This is a genomic window from Mesorhizobium sp. M0522 (assembly GCF_040321085.1).
Classification (GTDB): domain Bacteria; phylum Pseudomonadota; class Alphaproteobacteria; order Rhizobiales; family Rhizobiaceae; genus Mesorhizobium.
The window spans coordinates 181,623-197,974 of sequence record NZ_JAMYQW010000003.1 but is presented as its reverse complement, the minus strand read 5'-3'; the positions used below and the strand labels follow the sequence as shown (position 1 = coordinate 197,974).

General features: G+C 64.0%; 17 protein-coding genes and 1 pseudogene. 10 read left to right on the top strand and 8 right to left on the bottom strand.

Going from position 1 to position 16,352, the window contains the following annotated elements:
• Window positions 1–32: 32 nt before the first annotated feature.
• Window positions 33–1,235, bottom strand: a complete 1,203-nt coding sequence (locus NKI58_RS05810) for an MFS transporter (protein WP_352645521.1) — start codon at window positions 1,233–1,235, stop codon at window positions 33–35.
• Window positions 1,236–1,452: 217 nt separating this feature from the next.
• Between NKI58_RS05810 and NKI58_RS05805 the strand changes: the two genes are divergently transcribed.
• Entirely contained in the window at window positions 1,453–1,881 is a 429-nt protein-coding gene (locus NKI58_RS05805) for a VOC family protein (RefSeq protein WP_352784405.1), read from the top strand.
• Window positions 1,882–1,968: 87 nt separating this feature from the next.
• Here the strand turns inward: NKI58_RS05805 and NKI58_RS05800 are convergent, their stop codons facing one another.
• Window positions 1,969–2,862, bottom strand: coding sequence for a LysR family transcriptional regulator (locus tag NKI58_RS05800; RefSeq protein WP_352784402.1), 894 nt, complete (start codon window positions 2,860–2,862; stop codon window positions 1,969–1,971).
• Window positions 2,863–2,959: 97 nt separating this feature from the next.
• On the opposite strand from NKI58_RS05800, the gene NKI58_RS05795 reads away from it, so the two are divergent.
• On the top strand, window positions 2,960–3,709 hold the full coding sequence (locus NKI58_RS05795) for an SDR family NAD(P)-dependent oxidoreductase (RefSeq protein ID WP_352784399.1): 750 nt from the start codon (window positions 2,960–2,962) through the stop codon (window positions 3,707–3,709).
• Window positions 3,710–3,861: 152 nt separating this feature from the next.
• Entirely contained in the window at window positions 3,862–4,245 is a 384-nt protein-coding gene (locus NKI58_RS05790; protein WP_023677276.1) for a YybH family protein, read from the top strand.
• 70 nt (window positions 4,246–4,315) lie between these two features.
• Here NKI58_RS05790 and NKI58_RS05785 read toward each other — a convergent pair whose 3' ends face one another.
• On the bottom strand, window positions 4,316–4,777 hold the full coding sequence (locus tag NKI58_RS05785; protein WP_352455438.1) for an Lrp/AsnC family transcriptional regulator: 462 nt from the start codon (window positions 4,775–4,777) through the stop codon (window positions 4,316–4,318).
• A gap of 229 nt (window positions 4,778–5,006) precedes the next feature.
• Between NKI58_RS05785 and NKI58_RS05780 the strand changes: the two genes are divergently transcribed.
• Window positions 5,007–5,942, top strand: a complete 936-nt coding sequence (locus NKI58_RS05780; RefSeq protein ID WP_352853091.1) for an ornithine cyclodeaminase family protein — start codon at window positions 5,007–5,009, stop codon at window positions 5,940–5,942.
• 80 nt (window positions 5,943–6,022) lie between these two features.
• Here NKI58_RS05780 and NKI58_RS05775 read toward each other — a convergent pair whose 3' ends face one another.
• Together NKI58_RS05775 and NKI58_RS05770 are read right to left on the bottom strand one after the other, a co-directional pair.
• Complete coding sequence (locus NKI58_RS05775) at window positions 6,023–6,955, bottom strand: dimethylarginine dimethylaminohydrolase family protein (RefSeq protein WP_352784394.1); 933 nt, start codon at window positions 6,953–6,955, stop codon at window positions 6,023–6,025.
• A gap of 33 nt (window positions 6,956–6,988) precedes the next feature.
• Window positions 6,989–8,566, bottom strand: coding sequence for a zinc-binding metallopeptidase family protein (locus NKI58_RS05770; protein ID WP_502896900.1), 1,578 nt, complete (start codon window positions 8,564–8,566; stop codon window positions 6,989–6,991).
• Between the two features lie 87 nt (window positions 8,567–8,653).
• Here NKI58_RS05770 and NKI58_RS05765 point away from each other — a divergent pair, with 87 nt between their 5' ends.
• From NKI58_RS05765 to NKI58_RS05740, 6 genes are all read left to right on the top strand, one after another.
• Window positions 8,654–9,541, top strand: a complete 888-nt coding sequence (locus tag NKI58_RS05765; RefSeq protein WP_023677271.1) for a LysR substrate-binding domain-containing protein — start codon at window positions 8,654–8,656, stop codon at window positions 9,539–9,541.
• A gap of 252 nt (window positions 9,542–9,793) precedes the next feature.
• Complete coding sequence (locus NKI58_RS05760) at window positions 9,794–10,888, top strand: ABC transporter ATP-binding protein (RefSeq protein WP_352455434.1); 1,095 nt, start codon at window positions 9,794–9,796, stop codon at window positions 10,886–10,888.
• A 65-nt stretch (window positions 10,889–10,953) separates the two neighbouring features.
• Window positions 10,954–12,069, top strand: coding sequence for an ABC transporter substrate-binding protein (locus NKI58_RS05755; RefSeq protein WP_352569116.1), 1,116 nt, complete (start codon window positions 10,954–10,956; stop codon window positions 12,067–12,069).
• 17 nt (window positions 12,070–12,086) lie between these two features.
• Entirely contained in the window at window positions 12,087–12,920 is an 834-nt protein-coding gene (locus NKI58_RS05750) for an ABC transporter permease (protein WP_352706288.1), read from the top strand.
• Between the two features lie 4 nt (window positions 12,921–12,924).
• Window positions 12,925–13,731 (top strand): ABC transporter permease, encoded by an 807-nt coding sequence (locus tag NKI58_RS05745; protein ID WP_352706285.1) that lies wholly within the window; start codon window positions 12,925–12,927, stop codon window positions 13,729–13,731.
• 88 nt (window positions 13,732–13,819) lie between these two features.
• The gene (locus NKI58_RS05740) at window positions 13,820–14,107 is read left to right on the top strand and encodes a DUF982 domain-containing protein (RefSeq protein ID WP_352587184.1); all 288 of its coding nucleotides are present in this window, start codon (window positions 13,820–13,822) and stop codon (window positions 14,105–14,107) included.
• A gap of 43 nt (window positions 14,108–14,150) precedes the next feature.
• Here NKI58_RS05740 and NKI58_RS05735 read toward each other — a convergent pair whose 3' ends face one another.
• The 3 genes and pseudogenes from NKI58_RS05735 to NKI58_RS05725 all read right to left on the bottom strand — a co-directional run bounded on the left by NKI58_RS05735 (window position 14,151) and on the right by NKI58_RS05725 (window position 15,966).
• Window positions 14,151–14,441 carry a HigA family addiction module antitoxin gene (locus NKI58_RS05735; protein WP_352853097.1) on the bottom strand — a complete coding sequence of 97 codons (291 nt, stop codon included), beginning with the start codon at window positions 14,439–14,441 and terminating at the stop codon, window positions 14,151–14,153.
• A 35-nt stretch (window positions 14,442–14,476) separates the two neighbouring features.
• Window positions 14,477–14,754 (bottom strand): annotated as a pseudogene (locus NKI58_RS05730) (type II toxin-antitoxin system RelE/ParE family toxin).
• Between the two features lie 153 nt (window positions 14,755–14,907).
• A complete protein-coding gene (locus tag NKI58_RS05725) occupies window positions 14,908–15,966 on the bottom strand; it encodes a glycosyltransferase family 2 protein (protein ID WP_352784383.1) in 1,059 nt (352 codons plus the stop codon).
• Window positions 15,967–16,352 lie beyond the last annotated feature (386 nt).

Below are 16,352 nucleotides of genomic sequence, written 5' to 3'. Positions count from 1 at the left end.
CCAAGCGGCCGCCCTTTTCCGCCGATCCTGCTTTAAGCCGGTTGCAACTCCCTGCGCGGCAGCGGCGGGAAGGCGATCGCAATCGCCATCGCGCCAAGCCCGACAAGGGCCGAGCCGATGAACAGCCAGGAATAGCTGGCATAGGCATCGAACACCATGCCGCCGGCGAGCGGGCCGAAAGCCATGCCGAGGCTGGACAGCATGGTTACGGCACCGAACACCGTGCCGAGGATGCGCTGGCCGAAATATTCCCGCGCCAGCACCGCATAGAGCGGCATGACGCCGCCATAGGTGGCGCCGAAGATGACGGCGAGCGTGTAGAATTGACCAAGCTCGCTGACCGCCAGATAGGCGGCGATGACCACGGCCTGTATGGCCAGCCCGGTGATCAGCACCGGCTTGACGCCCAACCGATCGGCAAGCACGCCGTAAAGCAGCCGGCCACCCAGCCCTGCCAGGCCCTCGATACTGTAGATGCTGACCGCCGCCATCGGCGCTATGCCGCACAGCATCGCATAGCTCACCATGTGGAAGATCGGCCCGGAATGCGCCGCGCAGCAGGCAAAGAAGGTCAGTCCCAACACGATGAATTGCGGCGAGCGCAGCGCCTGCGGAACCGTCATGCCGGCACCCTCGGCGGCAACGCTTGGGGTAGCGCTGTCGGCAGCGGGTTGGGGCGGCTGGCGCACCAGAAGCGCGGCCGGCAGTAGCAGCACCCACGCGGTTAAGCCGATGTCGAACATCGCGGTGCGCCAGTCGTAGGCCGAAATCAGCCAGCGGGCGAACGGCGAGATGGTCATTGGCGCCACGCCCATGCCGGCCGAGACCAGCGAGACGGCGAGGCTGCGGTTCGTGTCGAACCAGGCGGAGGTCAGCGCGATCATCGGCGCGAAGAAGGCGCTTGCCGCGAGGCCGACGAGCACGCCGTAGGCCAACTGGAAAACGAGCAGCGAACCGGTGCGGCTGGCCAGGACCAGCGCCAGGCCGAGCAGCACGGCGCCGGTCATGACGACGATGCGGGCGCCAAAGCGGTCGTAAATGGCGCCCCAGGCGAAGCCGCCGAGGCCCATTACCAGGAAGTTCAGCGTCATCGCACTCGATATGCCGGCGCGCGACCATTGTGTGTCGAGCGCCATCGGTTCGAGAAAGATCGCCAGCGAGAACATCGCCCCGAGGGCGACACAGGTCATCAGCGCGCCAGCCGCGACGATAACCCAACGATAGGGAAGGCTCATTTCACTTTTCTCCCATGCCGGAAGCGTTGATACGGCACGACCTTTTTCGAGCTCCGCCGAGCCGCTTGCGTACGAAGGACGTTGGACATGTCTTGAATCCGACAATCCGGTTGCATTTTTTATCCAGTCGGCGTGATGGCGCCATTCCACGGCTTTCTGGATTGACCGCGCACCATTCGAAGCTAGATTTCCAACCGGCGATCAGGAGCTGTCAAGCATGGCAAATCAGGAACTTCATCGCGGCCGTCTCATCGACCACCTCCAGCTGGTGGTCAGGGATCTCAAGGCCAGCCGCCGCTTCTACGAGGCGGTTTTCAAGGTGCTCGATATTCCGATCGGTGGCGCCGGCAATGATTATTTCTGGGCCGACGAGCTGGTCATTTCCAGCCCCGACAGCCCGGCGGCCCTGGGAAAGCTGACCGGGCGCCACCACCTGGCCTTCCAGGCAAAGGACCGCGCGATGGTCGATGCCTTCTACAGGGCCGGGCTTGAGGCCGGCGGCACCGACAATGGCGCGCCGGGCGAGCGATCCTACCATCCCGGCTATTACGCCGCCTTCCTGCTCGACCCCGACGGCAACAACATCGAGGCCGTCCACCACGGCGCGGCCAACCGCAGCGCCGATTCAGTGAAGATCACGTTCTAGCTTCCGGTAAGGGTGGTTCGCTCGCGCAAACGGCCGGCACGGTTGGTCTCTGCCAAACCTGGGTGCTTGCGTCAGACCGCGTCTGCCCTATCGCGTCAGTGCCGCCATTTGGCCCACCACGAAGTCGACGAACAGCCGCGCCCGGACCGGTAGCTGCCGCCCGTAGGCATGGACGATGTGCACCGGCATGGTCGGCATCGCCACCTCGGGCAGCATGCGGACCAGGCGGCCCGCGTCGAGATCGTCCTGCACGGCAAACCGCATCAGATGCGCGATGCCGGCGCCGGCAAGTGCCGCATTGCGGATGGCGCCGCCGTCATCGGTATCGAGCCGCCCATCCGGCACGATCATCGTACCGTCGGCAAACGTGACCGGATAAGGCCGGCCAGCCATCTGGTGGCGGACGAATTCATGGTCCCGTAAATCCTCGACCGATGCCGGACGGCCGCGCCGCTCGACATAGGCCGGTGAGGCCACCAGCACGATCGGCAGATTGGCGATCTTGCGCGCGACGAGCCCGGTGTCTGAGAGCGGCCCCATGCGCACCGCAACGTCATAGCCTTCGCGGATCAGGTCGGCGTGGCGGTCGGTGACGCTGAGCTCGACCTTCACTTCGCCATGCTGCGCAAGGAACGCTTGCGCCCATGCCGCGATCAGGCCGCGACCGAGTTCGACCGGCGCTGTAACGCGCAGCAGGCCGCGCGCCGTATCGGCCATCTGGACGATGTCTTCGGCATCGTCCAGCGCCCTTAGCAGTGGCGCCACGCGCTCGTAGTAGGCGAGGCCTTCGCTGGTGAGCCCGAGCCGACGCGTCGAGCGCTGGATCAGCCTGACGCCGAGCCGGCGCTCGAGCCGCGCCACGCTTTTCGACACCGCCGACGGGCTGGAGCCGACCAGCCGGCTGGCGGCATGGAAAGAGCCGGCATCGACGGTTCGGACGAAGGCGACGAGACCGGCGGTCTTTTCGAGGATGGTGGTCATTCCGGAATTCCAGGCACGAAAGAACGGATTGTGGGCACCATAATACGCGTTTCGATCATGATTAAATACCGCTCATCGCCAACAAAGGAGAGATTTGATGAGCAAACTGAACGGCAAGGTCGCCATCGTCACCGGCGCCTCCAAGGGTATCGGCGCCGCCATCGCCAAGAGTCTTGCCACGGCCGGCGCCGCAGTGGTCGTCAACTACGCCTCGTCACGGGAAGGCGCCGACCGCGTCGTCGCCGAGATCGAGGACCGTGGCGGCCGCGCCGTCGCCGTCCAGGGCGACGTGTCGCAAGCGGCTGATGTGCGCCGCCTGTTCGAGGCGGCGAAATTGGAGTTTGGCGGGCTCGACATACTGGTCAACAATGCCGGAGTCTTCGCATTCGAGCCGCTGGAAGCGGTTACCGAGGCCGAGTTTCACCGCGAGTTCGACACCAATGTGTTGGGCATCATTCTGACCACGCAAGCAGCGGTGAACCATTTTGGCGCGGGCGGCGGCAGCATCATCAACATAAGCTCGGTCGCCAGCCGCAATCCGCAGCCGAACTCGCTCGTCTACGCCGCGACCAAAGGTGCGGTGGACACGATCACGCTGTCGATGTCGCGGGAGCTCGGCGCACGCAACATCCGCGTCAACGCCATCGCGCCCGGCGGCATCGATACCGAGGGCCTCGCGCGCATCGGCATCGTCGGCAGCGGATTCGAGAAGCAGATCATAGCCATGACGCCGCTCGGTCGCTTCGGCCTGCCCGACGACGTCGCCCGCGTCGCGGTGTTCCTCGCCTCCGACGAAGCGTCCTGGCTGACCGGCGAGCGCATCACCGCCTCCGGTGGCTGGCGATAGGCATGGAGGGCGCGAACCTGCCGGCTCGCGGACCGTGCTACTCGCGGCGCGACGCACTGCAATCGATGACGAGAGCGATCTAAGCCCTATGTAGCAGCGAGGGAGGAGCGCCGTGCGCCATCGATGACGGCGAGATGCCAGGGAGGTAACGGATGACGGGCGACGAAAAAGCAATCCGAAAGCTGGTCGAGACGTGGATGGATGCGAGCAAGCGTGGAGACATCGCGACCGTCCTCAGCTTGATGACGGACGACGCGATCTTCATGGTTCCCGGCCGGGAACCCTTCGACAAGGAGATCTTCGCGGCAGCCGCGCGGGAGACGGCCGGCGTTCATATCGACGGCACGAGCGATATCGTGGAACTACAGCTTCTCGGCAATTGGGCCTTCATCCGCAGCCGCATCAATATGACCGCGACTCCGCCGAATGGCGAGCCGGTCCATCGATCGGGATATGCGCTGACGCTCCTGCGCAAGGAGGCGGATGGTGAGTGGCGGCTCGCGCGCGACGCAAACCTGCTGACCCAGCAAGGCTAGAGCCGGTCTCCGGCATCTCTGCACCTAGGCGAAGATGCGATGCAGGTCGCTCTGATCCCCCTCCACCTGATCACACCGGCAAGAGGGCGTTCGGCTTGACATCGGCGATGGAGGCGAAAGTGTGCGTTTCGCGCACGCCAGGCAGTGGCAGGATGACCCGCTGCAGGAAATCCTGGAACACCGCCATATCGGCGATCCGCGCCTTGACCAGATAATCGAAACCACCAACCACCATATGGCACTCCAGAACCTCCGGAGCTTTCGCCACGGCTTCGGCGAAGCGGTCAAAGACATGCGGCGCCGTGTGGTCAAGCCGGACCTCGATGAACACCAGCGTTCCCCGGCCGACCTTGCGCGGATCAAGCACGGCCCTGACCGCGGTGATGAACCCGTCGCGGAACAGGCGCTTCACCCGCTGGCTGGTTCCGGTCGGCGACAACCCGACGCGCCCGGCAAGATCAAGCGTCGTCCGACGGCCGTCTTCCTGGAGCAGCCTGAGCAGGCTGCGGTCTATCTGGTCGAGATCCTCCATTCCACAATCCACGCTATCTCAGAGATTTTTGTGCTTATTTCACGCAGAGATGCCAAAAACAACGTATTTCATCACATAAAACGTCGCAATAACCTGCGCTTCCCTCTCTCACCTAAGCAAACGCGGTGAGCCGATTTCGACGACCACAGGAGTGCAGGATGACCAAACAAGCGTTCAGCCCAGCCGGCAGGAGTGCGGCGGAAATCAGCAAGGGAGCGACCGAGATCTGGTGCTGAGCGAAGCCGACGTGATGGCATGCATCGACCTCAGCCAGCTTCTCGATGTTCTGGAAGACGGCTTCAAGGTGCTGTCACAAGGCAAGGTCGTCAATCCACCCCGACCACAACTCGACATCCCCGGGGCCGGCTACAGCCTCGCCATGCCGGCCTGGATGGAGGGCATGAACCTGACCGTCAAGATCGTCAACGTCTTCGAAGGCAACCTGGCCAAGAACCTGCCCAGCCACCTTGCCACCATCAGCCTGTTCGATCCGCTGTCCGGCCTGCCGGTCTGCATCATGGACGGCACCTTCATAACCGCAGTGCGAACCTCCGGCTCCGCCGTGCTGTCGGTGCGCGCGCTTGCGCGCCGGGATGCCAGGATAGCGACCGTGGTGGGCGCCGGCGTGCAGGCCAACCAGCACCTGCATCTGTTGCCGCTGGTGCGCGACTTTGCCGAAATCCGTGTCGCTTCAAAGAGTTTCGACGATGCGGCAGCGCTTGCCCGGCTGCATCCGTCGGTGGTGGCGGTCGCCGACCTCGAGGCGGCAGTGCGCAGTTCCGACGTGGTGTGCCTGGCGACCCACTCCTACCAGCCGGTGATCGACGCAGGCTGGGTCCAGCCGGGCACGCATGTCTCGTCGGTCGGGGTGGCACCGCCCGGCGGTGAAATGCCGATCGAGCTCATCGGCAAATCCAGTCTTTTTGTCGAAACCAAGGATGCGTTCAAACCGACCCCGGTCGGCTCTTGCGAGCTTGCCGGCTTCGATCCGGCTTTCGGCACCGAGCTTGGCGCCATGCTGCTCGACCGCGCGCCGGGTCGCGTTTCGGATCAGCAGATCACCACCTACAAGGCGATGGGCATTGCCATGGAAGACATGGTCGCCGCCGACCTCGCCTATCGTTGCGCCCGGCGTCTGCGCAAGGGAAAGCTCATCGTGCTGTAGGCGCGCGCCGCGCGCCAGGCGGGATCGACGGTGCTGACAATGGCGCTTTCGCGCAAGCGGCCGGGCTAAAGGCCGGCCCCTCAGGCCGGCTCGCGCTTCAGCGCCTGCGCCATGCAGTGAATGCCGCCGCCGGTCTTCGAGATCTCGCTCATGTCGATGGCCGCCACCTCGAAGCCGCGCGCCTCGAGCTGACCGATCAGCGTCTGGCTCGAGGTCGGCGCGATCACCCGGTCCTTGCCCAGCGACATGAAGTTGCAGCCGAGCGCCATCGTGTCCTGGAAGGGCACGTCGATGATCTCGTGGCCCTTGCCCTTCAGCCAGTCGACGATGCCGGGCTCGGTGCAGGCGAGGCAGACGGCCGTCAGCTTCTCGGCGATCGGAACCACCATCAGGTCGATATGGACATAATATTCGTCGATGAAGGCGATGCGGGTTTCCCAGCCTTCCCTGTCGAACCAGGCCTGCACCTGGCGCGCGCCCTCCTCCTGCGTGCGGGCGCCGCCGCAGCCGATCAGCACCACGCCGTCCTCGATGACGTTGAAGTCGCCGCCTTCGAACGTGCCGGCGGTGACCATGTCGTAGATCGGGATGCCGAGCTTCTCGTAGGTGCGGATCGCCGCGTAATTCTCGCCGCGCCGCCACCACTGGGACATCGCGGTGATGATGGCGCCGTACGGCGTCATGACGCTGGAATCGCGCGAATAGACCTGCATCGGCAGTTCCGGCGTCGGCTCGTGCCAGTGGATGTTGACGCCGAAATGCTCATAGGCGGCGACCAGGTCCTTGTGCTGCGCCTGCGCGATCTGGACGTTGCACGGCGCCTCGCGCAGATGTTTGCGCGACAGCGAACTGGTCGAGAGATGGCGCAGGAAATTCGGCGAGCCGAGCAGCACGTCGGTCAGCACGTCGGTCTCGTTGGCGAAGCCCCAGGCGGTCAGCGGCTTGGTTCCGCCGGCCGGGTTGCGGCGCTGCAGCGAAAACGGCTCGGTGACGATGCGGTCATGGACGGTCATAGGGTTTCTCCTCGTGAAGGGCGGCTTGGTTGATCATGCGGCTTGGTTGCCTGGTATCCACCAATCCCGTCCGCGCGGGGTGGTGACATATTCCGGCCAGCGAAATCCAATCGGCGGATCGTAGTCGCAGAGCGGCGCGATCCAGTTCGAGCCACCGATGCCGCCGCCGGTGCGGGTGACGAATTCATCCATCGCCGCGTCGCGCGCAGCCTCGTCTTCCAACAGGCGAAGTGCTGCCAGCGCGACCGTCTTTGCGGCGCAGATGACCATCGGGTCGATGGTGGCAGAAATGCCGCCCAGCGCATTCATCGCCCAGGACGGAAACGCGTGGCCGTTCTCGGATCGCAGCGCCGGCCGGGCGACGTAGAATCGTGCCGTCGGTGTATGCCACGACATGTCGGTGTAATCGTCGGAGGTGGAATTGAGCTGCGATGGCGGCAAGTCACGGCGCAGGATCGCCTCGGCATCCTGCGGTGCAATCAGCCGCTCCAGTTCGGCGATGAATGGTTCCTCGGTCGCCTCGCCGCCGGCATTGACCTGGATTTCGCGGGCGATCGCCTTGGCCGTCTCGTCCCAGCACGGCGGCCCGACCGCCGCCAGCGCGTCGAAGGCAATGCCGGCCATTGCGTGGTTGGCAAGCCCCGGCCGCGACTTCGACACCCAGTGCCGCTCATGGCGGCAGCCGCTCATCCTGGCTGCGGTTTCCGCATTACGGTCGAGCACGGCGGTGACCTGCTCGGCCATCGCCAGCGTCGGCACGCGGATCATGTACTGGATCTCGGCCAGCCCGGCCGGCAGATTGTCGGCGGTCGCCTGGCCCGCCGTCAGGATCGCCTCGCTGATCGACCAGCCACCCTGGTGCGGCAGCATGGAATCGCGCAGCGCCTTGGAGGCCATATACATCATCATCAGCGCGTCGTTGGCGCCGGGCGCCCTGACTGCCGAATGCGCCTGCGGGATGGGTGCTGCATCGCTTGCGCGAACCCAATTTTCGGGTTCGTCGCACACAAAGCGGTAGATCATCGCATAGGCCGCACCGCAATGCGTGTCCCAGCGCGCCGTGTTGCACAGCGGCAGCATATAAAAAGGATGGAAGGAGATCATGCCCGCCAGCCCATCGTAATAGCCCTTCGCGGCATGGATCGGCTTCGATCCCCTCACCTTCTCCGCCGGCTCGCCGGTGAAGCGCAGCGTGCCTGATATGCCGTGGCGCTGCATCGCCGCCTTGGTCGCCAGCAGCCCGCCGAGGCTGGCAATACCGAGGCCGGAATGCGGATCGGTGTGGCCGCCGGCCTGTTCGCCCAGCCCCGGGCGCGGTCGCTTCACCGTCGCCGCATCCTGGCAATTGCCAGGCACCGCGTCGTATTCGGCATACATGCCGATCGTTGGGCCAGTCCCGTTGGTCCAGTGCGCGCAAAACGCGGTCGGCATGCCGCCCGAGCCTTCCTCGACCGAAAACCCTTCGTGCTTCAGGCGCTCGACATACCAGGCTGCCGACTGGTATTCGCGCCAGGCGGTCTCGCCGAAATCGAAGATGGTCCGCGTCCACGCCGACAGCGACGGCTGGATTTCGTCCACACAGGCAAGCGCGGTCGCTTGCGCCGAGGTCACCGGTATCTTCATCCGTCAAAGAAAGCAGTGAAGCGCCTCGCCAAAAAGTGATATGTTTTTCCGGCTCATGCAAATTCGGTTCACCTCTTGAGAATTCCCTCGACGCAGGCGCTGCGCGCCCTCGACAGTTTTGCCCGCCACGGCAGCGTCTGGCGCGCCGCTGACGAACTGCATCTGACCCGCAGTGCCGTCAGTCATCAGTTGCGCCTGCTCGAACGCGATCTCGGCTTCGATCTGCTCGAACGCATCGGCAAGGGCGTGGCGCTGACGCCACGCGGCCAACGCTATGCCAGCGACGTGCGCAAGGCGCTGACGGTGCTGGGCGACGCGGTGACGCGCCATGCCGGCACCGGCATCGGCGGCTCGTTCAGCGTCAGTTGTACGCCGGGTTTCGCCTCGCTGTTCCTGTGCACCCATATCGGCGAGTTCCGGCAGATGTACCCCGATGTCGCGCTGCGCATCCTGACGCCGCGCCGTCTCGACGACGTGAGCAATGCCGAGGCCGATGCCTTCATCGCCTTCGGCGTCGGCAATTGGCCGAACCGCGCGGTCGAGCTGTTGTGCGGGATCTCCTTTACGCCGCTGTGCAGCCCGACGCTGCTCAACAAGATCGGCGGCTTCTCCAAGCCGGCCGACGTGCTGCGCGCCAATCTCCTGCATCTCGGCGATACCGAGGACTGGGCGCGCTGGCTGGCGCTGTCCAAGGTCGAGAACCCCGACCCGGAAGGCGGCATCTTCTTTTCCGACATGAACCTGGTCTTTTCGGCGGCGATCGCCGGCCAGGGCATCGCCATGGGCGACGAGCTGACCAGCGGCCGGGCACTGAGCGAAGGCCGGCTGGTCCGCCCCTTCGACATAGCGATCAATTCACCGCGCTCGTATTTTCTGGTTTCCGAGCACGCCAAGGCGGCGCATCCGGTGCTGGAGGCGTTTGGGCGGTGGCTGAGATCGAAGCTGTCGGAGAACCAGCGTTAATCTCCCCCCTCGAGGGGGAGATGGCCGCGAAGCGGCCAGAGGGGGTCGGTCCAACTGGGCTCGGCCTGCTGCTGCAGAGGAGGTTGGCACTTCAAGCGAAGCGACCCCTTCTGTCGCCTTCGGCGACATTTCCCCCTCGAGGGGGGAGATTGGCACATAGATGAATCAAATTTGCCGATCAGGCGAAAACTATTCGGTTGCGGTGAGCCGCCGCCCTGCCTACGATTTCGCCTACGCTAAGGAAAGGGCAGGATGCAGCAACCCGGCCGGGCCGCAGAGATCAAGGCAATCGGGATCGGCAAGAGCTTCGGCTCGTTCCGTGCGCTGGACGATCTGACGCTCGATATCGGCCGTGGCGAATTCCTCACCTTGCTCGGCCCCTCCGGTTCCGGCAAGACCACCTTCCTGATGATCCTTGCCGGCTTCATTCAGCCGACCGACGGTCGCCTTTACAGCGACGGCGTCGACATCACCGAGCGGCCGGCCGAGCAGCGTGCCGCCGGCATGGTGTTCCAGGGCTATGCGCTGTTCCCGCATATGAGCGTCGAGGCCAACATCGCCTTCCCGCTCAAGGTGCGCAAGAAACCGGCGGCCGAGATCAAACGCCGCGTCGGCGAAATGATCGAGCGCGTCGGGCTCAAGGGCCACGAGAAGAAACTGCCGTCGCAATTGTCCGGCGGCCAGCAGCAACGCGTGGCGCTGGCGCGGGCGCTGGTGTTCGAGCCGGGCGTACTTTTGCTCGATGAGCCGTTTTCGGCACTCGACAAGGGCCTGCGCGGCCAGATGCAGGCCGAGATGAAGCGGTTGCACCAGGAGACTGGCACCACCTTCGTCTTCGTCACCCATGACCAGAGCGAGGCGTTGGCGTTGTCATCTCGCGTCGCCATCTTCAACCATGGCAAATTGCTGCAGGTCGGCGCGCCGGACGAGGTCTACGACCGGCCGGACAACCGCTTCGTCGCCGAGTTCCTGGGCGAGATCAACATGCTGCCGCTGAAGGGCGTGCGCCCGGCCGACAATGGCTCGACGGGCCTCTGCGAAGACCGCGCGATCAGCATGCGCTGCAGGGCCGAGAAGGTCCGTGGCGATGCCATCCTGGCGATCCGGCCGGAATACATGTCGATCGCCCGCGAAGCCGCGGCAGGCGAGAACGGCATTGCCGCGACTGCCGTCGCCTCGACCTATCTCGGCGCTGCGACGCGGCTCGATCTGACGACGCGGCAAGGCGCCAAGGTGACGGTCTCGGTGCCGAACGAGGTCGCCGCCTCTGCCCTCAGCAAGGGCAATTCCGTCTGGCTGACCTGGCCCGCGGAGAAAGGCTTCCTCCTTCCGGATGGAGAGCAATGACGATCGGCGTGGCGAATTCGCCAAGCTGACATTCAGGAAATACCAACGACAAAAGGGGAACTGACATGACAAACCAAACCAAGAAAAATTCCATCGAGGCGCTATCCGCCAGGGCAGTGCGCGGCGAGATCTCGCGCCGGCAGTTCACGCAGCTGGCCGCATTGGTGCTGGCCGGCACGCCGATGCTGCTGCGCTCGACCGGCGCCGTTGCCGCGGCGAAGGAACTGGTGCTGGTCAACTGGGGCGGCGACGCCATCACCGCCTACGATGCGGCTTATGGCCAGGCCTTCACCAAGGAGACCGGCATCACCGTCAAGATGGACGGCTCCGGCCCGACCGAAGGCGCGATCGCGGCGCAGTTCAAGAGCGGCGCGCCGACCTGGGATCTGGTCGACGTCGATCCGTTCTCGGCCATCACTCTCGGCGCCCAAGGCATGCTGGAGCCGATCGACTATGCGGTCGTCGACAAGAAGAAGATGCGGCCGGGATTCGGCTGGGAGTACGCTGCCTCGACCTATTTCTTCTCCTACGTCATCGCCTACGATGCCGAGAAATACGGCAGCCAGGCACCGACCGGCATGGCCGACTTCTTTGACGTGGCAAAATTCCCCGGCAAGCGCTCGCTCTACAAATGGGGCGTGTCGAGCTGGGAAGCGGCACTGCTCGCCGACGGCATCGCGCCGGCCTCGCTCTACCCGCTCGACCTCAAGCGCGCGCATGACAAGATCGCCGCCTTCAAGGAAAACGTCGTCGCCTATTGGGGTGGCGGCGCCGAAAGCCAGAGCGTGCTGCTCAATGGCGAGGCCTCGATGGCGATCGTCTGGTCGACCCGGGCTTCGCTCATCGAGCAGGATTCCGGCGGCAAGATCAAGTTCATCTGGGACCAGGGCCTGATCTCGCCCGGCGCGCTCGCCGTGCTCAAGGGCAATCCCGGCGGCAAGGACGCGGCGATGAAGTTCATCGCCAGCACCCAGGACCCGGAGAAGGAACTCATCATGTTCGACAAGCTCGGCCAGGGTCCGGCCAACCCGGCCACCGATGCGCTGATCCCCGCCGACAAGAGGCGTATCAATCCGGTCGATCCCGAGAACATGAAGAAGCAGATTCCGCTCGACATGGATTGGTACGCCAAGAACTACGGGGCGGCACTCGACGAATACACGAAGATCATCTCCGCCTGACAAGCCGGGATAACCGGATGAGAGCATACCTCTCCGACAGGATGGGCGCGGCGCTGTTGATGGCGCCGCTGCTCCTCTTTCTTGTGCTGGCATACGCCTGGCCATTCCTTGGCGTGGTTAAATGGAGTTTTACGCTGCCCACGCCGGGGCTGGGGCAATACAATGCGCTGCTCACGGATCAGTTGGTGCAGTCGGTCTTCATCCGCACGCTGCGCATCGCCGCGATCGTGACGATCGTTTCGGTTGCCGCCGCCTATGCCATCACCGTTGTCTGGGTGCGCGGCACGCCGGCCCAGCGCGTCGTGGCCGAGTTCTGCATCCTGGTGCCGTTCTGGATCTCGGTGCTGACGCGCGCCTTCGGCTGGGTGGCGCTTTTGTCCAATCGCGGCCTGATCAACACCTGGCTGCAGGCGGTCGGCTTCATCTCGGAGCCGCTGGCGCTGGTGCGCAACGAGTTCGGCGTTATCGTCGGCATGACGCATTTCCTCATTCCCTTCGCCGTGTTTCCGTTGGCCTCATCGATGCGCAGCCTCGACGATCGCGTGCTGCTGGCGGCGCGCGGCCTCGGTTCCAGCCGTATGCGCACCTTTTGGTCGGTATTCGTGCCGATGACCCGCTCCGGCATCATCGGCTCGGCGCTGATCGTCTTCGTCTTTTCGCTCGGCTTCTTCGTCACGCCGGCGATTCTCGGCGGCGGCCGCAGCGTGATGATCGCTGAGCTGATCTATCTCCGCATCTTCCAGAGCCCAGACTGGGGCCTGGGCGCGGCGATCAGCGTGGTGCTGGTGTTATTCGTCGGCGCGCTGATGGCGCTGCTTTTCCGCTATATCAGGCCGAAGCAGTTGGTGTAGCGCGATGCCGACCTACCGCCCCGGTCCCGTCTCGCTGATCCTCGCCGCCCTGGTCGCGCTCTTCCTGCTGCTGCCGCTGCTCGCCGTCATTCCGGTGTCGCTGACGCCGAGCCGCATGCTGGCGATGCCGTCGGGCGAATTGTCGCTGCGCCATTACCGGGCGCTGATCGAGGATCCGCGCTGGATCAATTCGATCCTGCTCTCGATCAGGATCGGCATCGTCAGCAGCGCCTTTTCCACCGTGCTGGCGCTCTGCTTCAGCCTCGGCATCTGGATGTTCCAGCCGCGCTTCACGGCAGCATTGGTCGGTTTCGTGCTGCTGCCGATGGTGGTGCCGCCGGTGGTCTCGGCAATCACGCTCTACTTCCTGCTGACCTCGATCTCGGGGTTCTCGTCGTTCTTCGGCTATGACACCTGGCTGGGTGTCGCCATGGCGCATGCGGTGATGACGGTGCCCTTCGCCACGGTGCTGATCCTGGTGTCGCTCAGCCAGCTCGACCGCCGCATCGACCTCGCCGCCCGCGGCCTCGGCGCCACCGTGTGGGAGCGCGCCACCCGCATCATCATGCCCAACATCAAGTTCGGCATCGTCACCGCGGCGTTGTTGTCGTTCGTGCTGTCCTGGGAGGAGATCGGCGTCACCCTGTTTATCACCTCGGTCAACGCCATCACGCTGCCGCGCTTGATGTGGATGGGCCTGCGCGACAACATCGACCCGGCGATCGCCGCACTCTCGGTGATCCTGATCGTCATCACCGTGCTGGTGCTTGTGGCGCGCAGCGTCGTGGTCAGGCTGCGCGCGGCGCAGTAGACGCGCCTCACGCCGTGGTGACTGGCGCAAATGAAACCTTGCGCTACGATTTTCGTTATAAGTAGTTCAACACGTCGAAGGCTCCGCCATGACCCAAGGATGGTTTTCCAAGCCGGTTGCGGTTGCGGTCGGCATCGTGGGAGATATCCGCAACATTTCCAACGCACGGCAGGCTGTCGAGTTGCTGGAAACCCACTGGCGTGACGCCGGCAGCGCCAAACACGGCTTGGCACTGCGCACATGCCGCCGCGCCATGAGCGACGATCGCTGGACCGAAGCCGCCAGGGATGCGTTCGTCGAGGCCGCGCGGGAAGCGCATGTCCTGGTCGAGCGAGCCGTCGAACCGGAGAACCGGTCCAGGCAGGCGGGACCGTGATCGATTTGTGATAGCCTCGGTGGTCCGGCGGATCTATTGCATCTCAGGCAGCATGCAGCCTTGGAATGGCGCTGACGTCAACCTCGCGTTCCGCGTGCCACGCATCGTAGGCGGCCTGCATCCTGAGCCAGATCGCGGCGCCGTCGCCGAACATCTTTCCAAGACGGGCCGCGACAGCCGGCGACACCGGCTTCTTTTCGCGGATGATGTCATAAAGCTGCTGGCGCGAGATTCCGAGCAGATTGGCGATCTCCACCTTGGTCTTTCCGGTTGCCGGGATAATGTCGTCAAGCAGCGCTCCAGGGTGGGATGGGCAGCGCTCCATCGGACGCATCGGCTCATACACTCGCCTTCTCCAATCTGGCCGCCTCAATGGTACTGTTCGAATCGACGCGGGCGGCATCATTGGCGTCGAATTCGAATGTGATGCACCACGGCCCGTTGACATGCACCGTGTAGCGGGTCGGGTTGAAGCCCTTCAAAGCGTGGAAGTCGAAGCCGGGCAGGTCCATGTCATCAGGCCATTCCGAGACCTCCAAGCGGTCAAGACGGACAAGGATGCGCTTATGCATCTTGGCGTCTATCTTTCCGGTCTTTCCGGTTTGAAAGAGATCTGCCAGCGCCTTGTGCTTGAACGACTTTATCATGCAACATGTAAGCATATTGCTGACGCGGGTCAAGCAGGTGTAAGCAAATAATTTACAGAATGGTCCGAGCCCATCGGAGGCAATAACTACGCCCGCTGGATGCTGGGCCCGGCCAGCCGAATACCTGGCGGACCTATGTCACGGCACTATCCGCTAACCCATCGCATGGCGGATTCTCTTGGACAGGCGGCTCAAAAATGCCGGCCTCGACGACGCATCAAGCTTCCACGACAGCACCGCGGTCGCCATTTTCCGCGGCAACACCCCGACCGACAGGAACCAGGCGGCAAGGATTGCACGCCGCCGCAGGGATGCGGTCATTTCGAGGCTGGCGACGGCGCCGGCCGCCCCGAGCGCCAGCCGGGAATCGTCGGCCACGGGATGTCGGTCTCTGTCCGCGCAAAGCGACGCCAGCCGCTCTTCCAGGTGGACCGGATCGTGGCGGACAGCATCCGACGGTACGATGGTCAGGCCGATCCCGGAGGCCTGGTCCGACAGCGCCTGCATGCGGCGGAAATCGTGAGTTACCCGCCAGCGTGCCCGCTCGGCGAGCTTTTCACCGAAGACTGAATGGTTGGCGCCATGGATCCGGTAGGCGCCGAGGCATTCGTCGATCGATTGGACATGCCCGTACATCGGCGCCAGCGTTGCCAGATAGCCGTCGGCGCCCTGGCGGAACTCCGGCTCCGGTATCGGCATGATCGATTCGAGCGTTGCGCGGTCAAAGGCCAGCCCACTGGTCACTGTCGTCTGATAGCGGCCCTTGTGCAGGAGTTTCGGCATGACGTCGCCGCTGTCGAAAGGCAATTCGGGCGGCGGAAAGACATCCTTGATGCGTTGCCCCTCGTCGACGATATGCAGTCTGGACTGGACCTGAGCGGTTGCATCATCCCAGGTTTCGACAATGGTGGAGACGGCGGTTGGATAAAGATAATCGTCGGCGTCGAGGAACAGGACGATCTTGCCCGAGCTCGCCGCAAAGCCGGTGTTGAACGCCGCCGCGTGTCCGCCATTTTGCGCCCGCGGGCATGCGAGTATCTCATCGCGATAGGATTCCATGATTGTCGTGGAATTGTCCTGCGATGCGTCGTCGACGACGATGACTTCGACATCCGCGTAGTCCTGCTCGAGGGCGCTGTCGATGCTGCGTTTGAGGAACCGCGCATAGTTGTAGTTCGGGATGATGATGGATACCGGAATGACAGGCTGCATCGTGTTTGACCTCGCATCTTGCTTTGGTTCGGCAAAGGCCCTCATGGGCCTGCCCCTCTTCAAGTGCCCCTCTTCAGGCGCGACGAGTTCCCCTCAGAAAAGCTTGCGCTTTCCACCAGGAGACGGGTCACGTTTCGCTTGCGACTTCGCAGTGAGGCCGCCATTGCCTTCGAGGGCTGCCGCCATAGTCAGAACGCGGTCGGCAGCAAAAGCTCCGACGGTTCGGCAAGGATGATGTTGCAAACCGAGCCCGACGGAAATGTCTCGCCTCGCGATCAGGTCGGGAGCGAAGCGGACGGTGCCCTGAAGGCACAGCGGATACTGGCCTGCAAATGCGGCTGGAACAAGCCCCGCGTCGAAAACAGGGCCACTTCAGGTTGCGTTTC

Excerpts from the sequence above, each read along its gene's own strand:
- NKI58_RS05810 (WP_352645521.1), bottom strand. The coding sequence starts at position 1,235 with ATGAGCCTTCCCTATCGTTGGGTTATCGTCGCGGCTGGCGCGCTGATG.
- NKI58_RS05805 (WP_352784405.1), top strand. The coding sequence starts at position 1,453 with ATGGCAAATCAGGAACTTCATCGCGGCCGTCTCATCGACCACCTCCAG.
- NKI58_RS05800 (WP_352784402.1), bottom strand. The coding sequence starts at position 2,862 with ATGACCACCATCCTCGAAAAGACCGCCGGTCTCGTCGCCTTCGTCCGA.
- NKI58_RS05795 (WP_352784399.1), top strand. The coding sequence starts at position 2,960 with ATGAGCAAACTGAACGGCAAGGTCGCCATCGTCACCGGCGCCTCCAAG.
- NKI58_RS05790 (WP_023677276.1), top strand. The coding sequence starts at position 3,862 with ATGACGGGCGACGAAAAAGCAATCCGAAAGCTGGTCGAGACGTGGATG.
- NKI58_RS05785 (WP_352455438.1), bottom strand. The coding sequence starts at position 4,777 with ATGGAGGATCTCGACCAGATAGACCGCAGCCTGCTCAGGCTGCTCCAG.
- NKI58_RS05775 (WP_352784394.1), bottom strand. The coding sequence starts at position 6,955 with ATGACCGTCCATGACCGCATCGTCACCGAGCCGTTTTCGCTGCAGCGC.
- NKI58_RS05760 (WP_352455434.1), top strand. The coding sequence starts at position 9,794 with ATGCAGCAACCCGGCCGGGCCGCAGAGATCAAGGCAATCGGGATCGGC.
- NKI58_RS05755 (WP_352569116.1), top strand. The coding sequence starts at position 10,954 with ATGACAAACCAAACCAAGAAAAATTCCATCGAGGCGCTATCCGCCAGG.
- NKI58_RS05750 (WP_352706288.1), top strand. The coding sequence starts at position 12,087 with ATGAGAGCATACCTCTCCGACAGGATGGGCGCGGCGCTGTTGATGGCG.
- NKI58_RS05745 (WP_352706285.1), top strand. The coding sequence starts at position 12,925 with ATGCCGACCTACCGCCCCGGTCCCGTCTCGCTGATCCTCGCCGCCCTG.
- NKI58_RS05740 (WP_352587184.1), top strand. The coding sequence starts at position 13,820 with ATGACCCAAGGATGGTTTTCCAAGCCGGTTGCGGTTGCGGTCGGCATC.
- NKI58_RS05735 (WP_352853097.1), bottom strand. The coding sequence starts at position 14,441 with ATGCGTCCGATGGAGCGCTGCCCATCCCACCCTGGAGCGCTGCTTGAC.
- NKI58_RS05725 (WP_352784383.1), bottom strand. The coding sequence starts at position 15,966 with ATGCAGCCTGTCATTCCGGTATCCATCATCATCCCGAACTACAACTAT.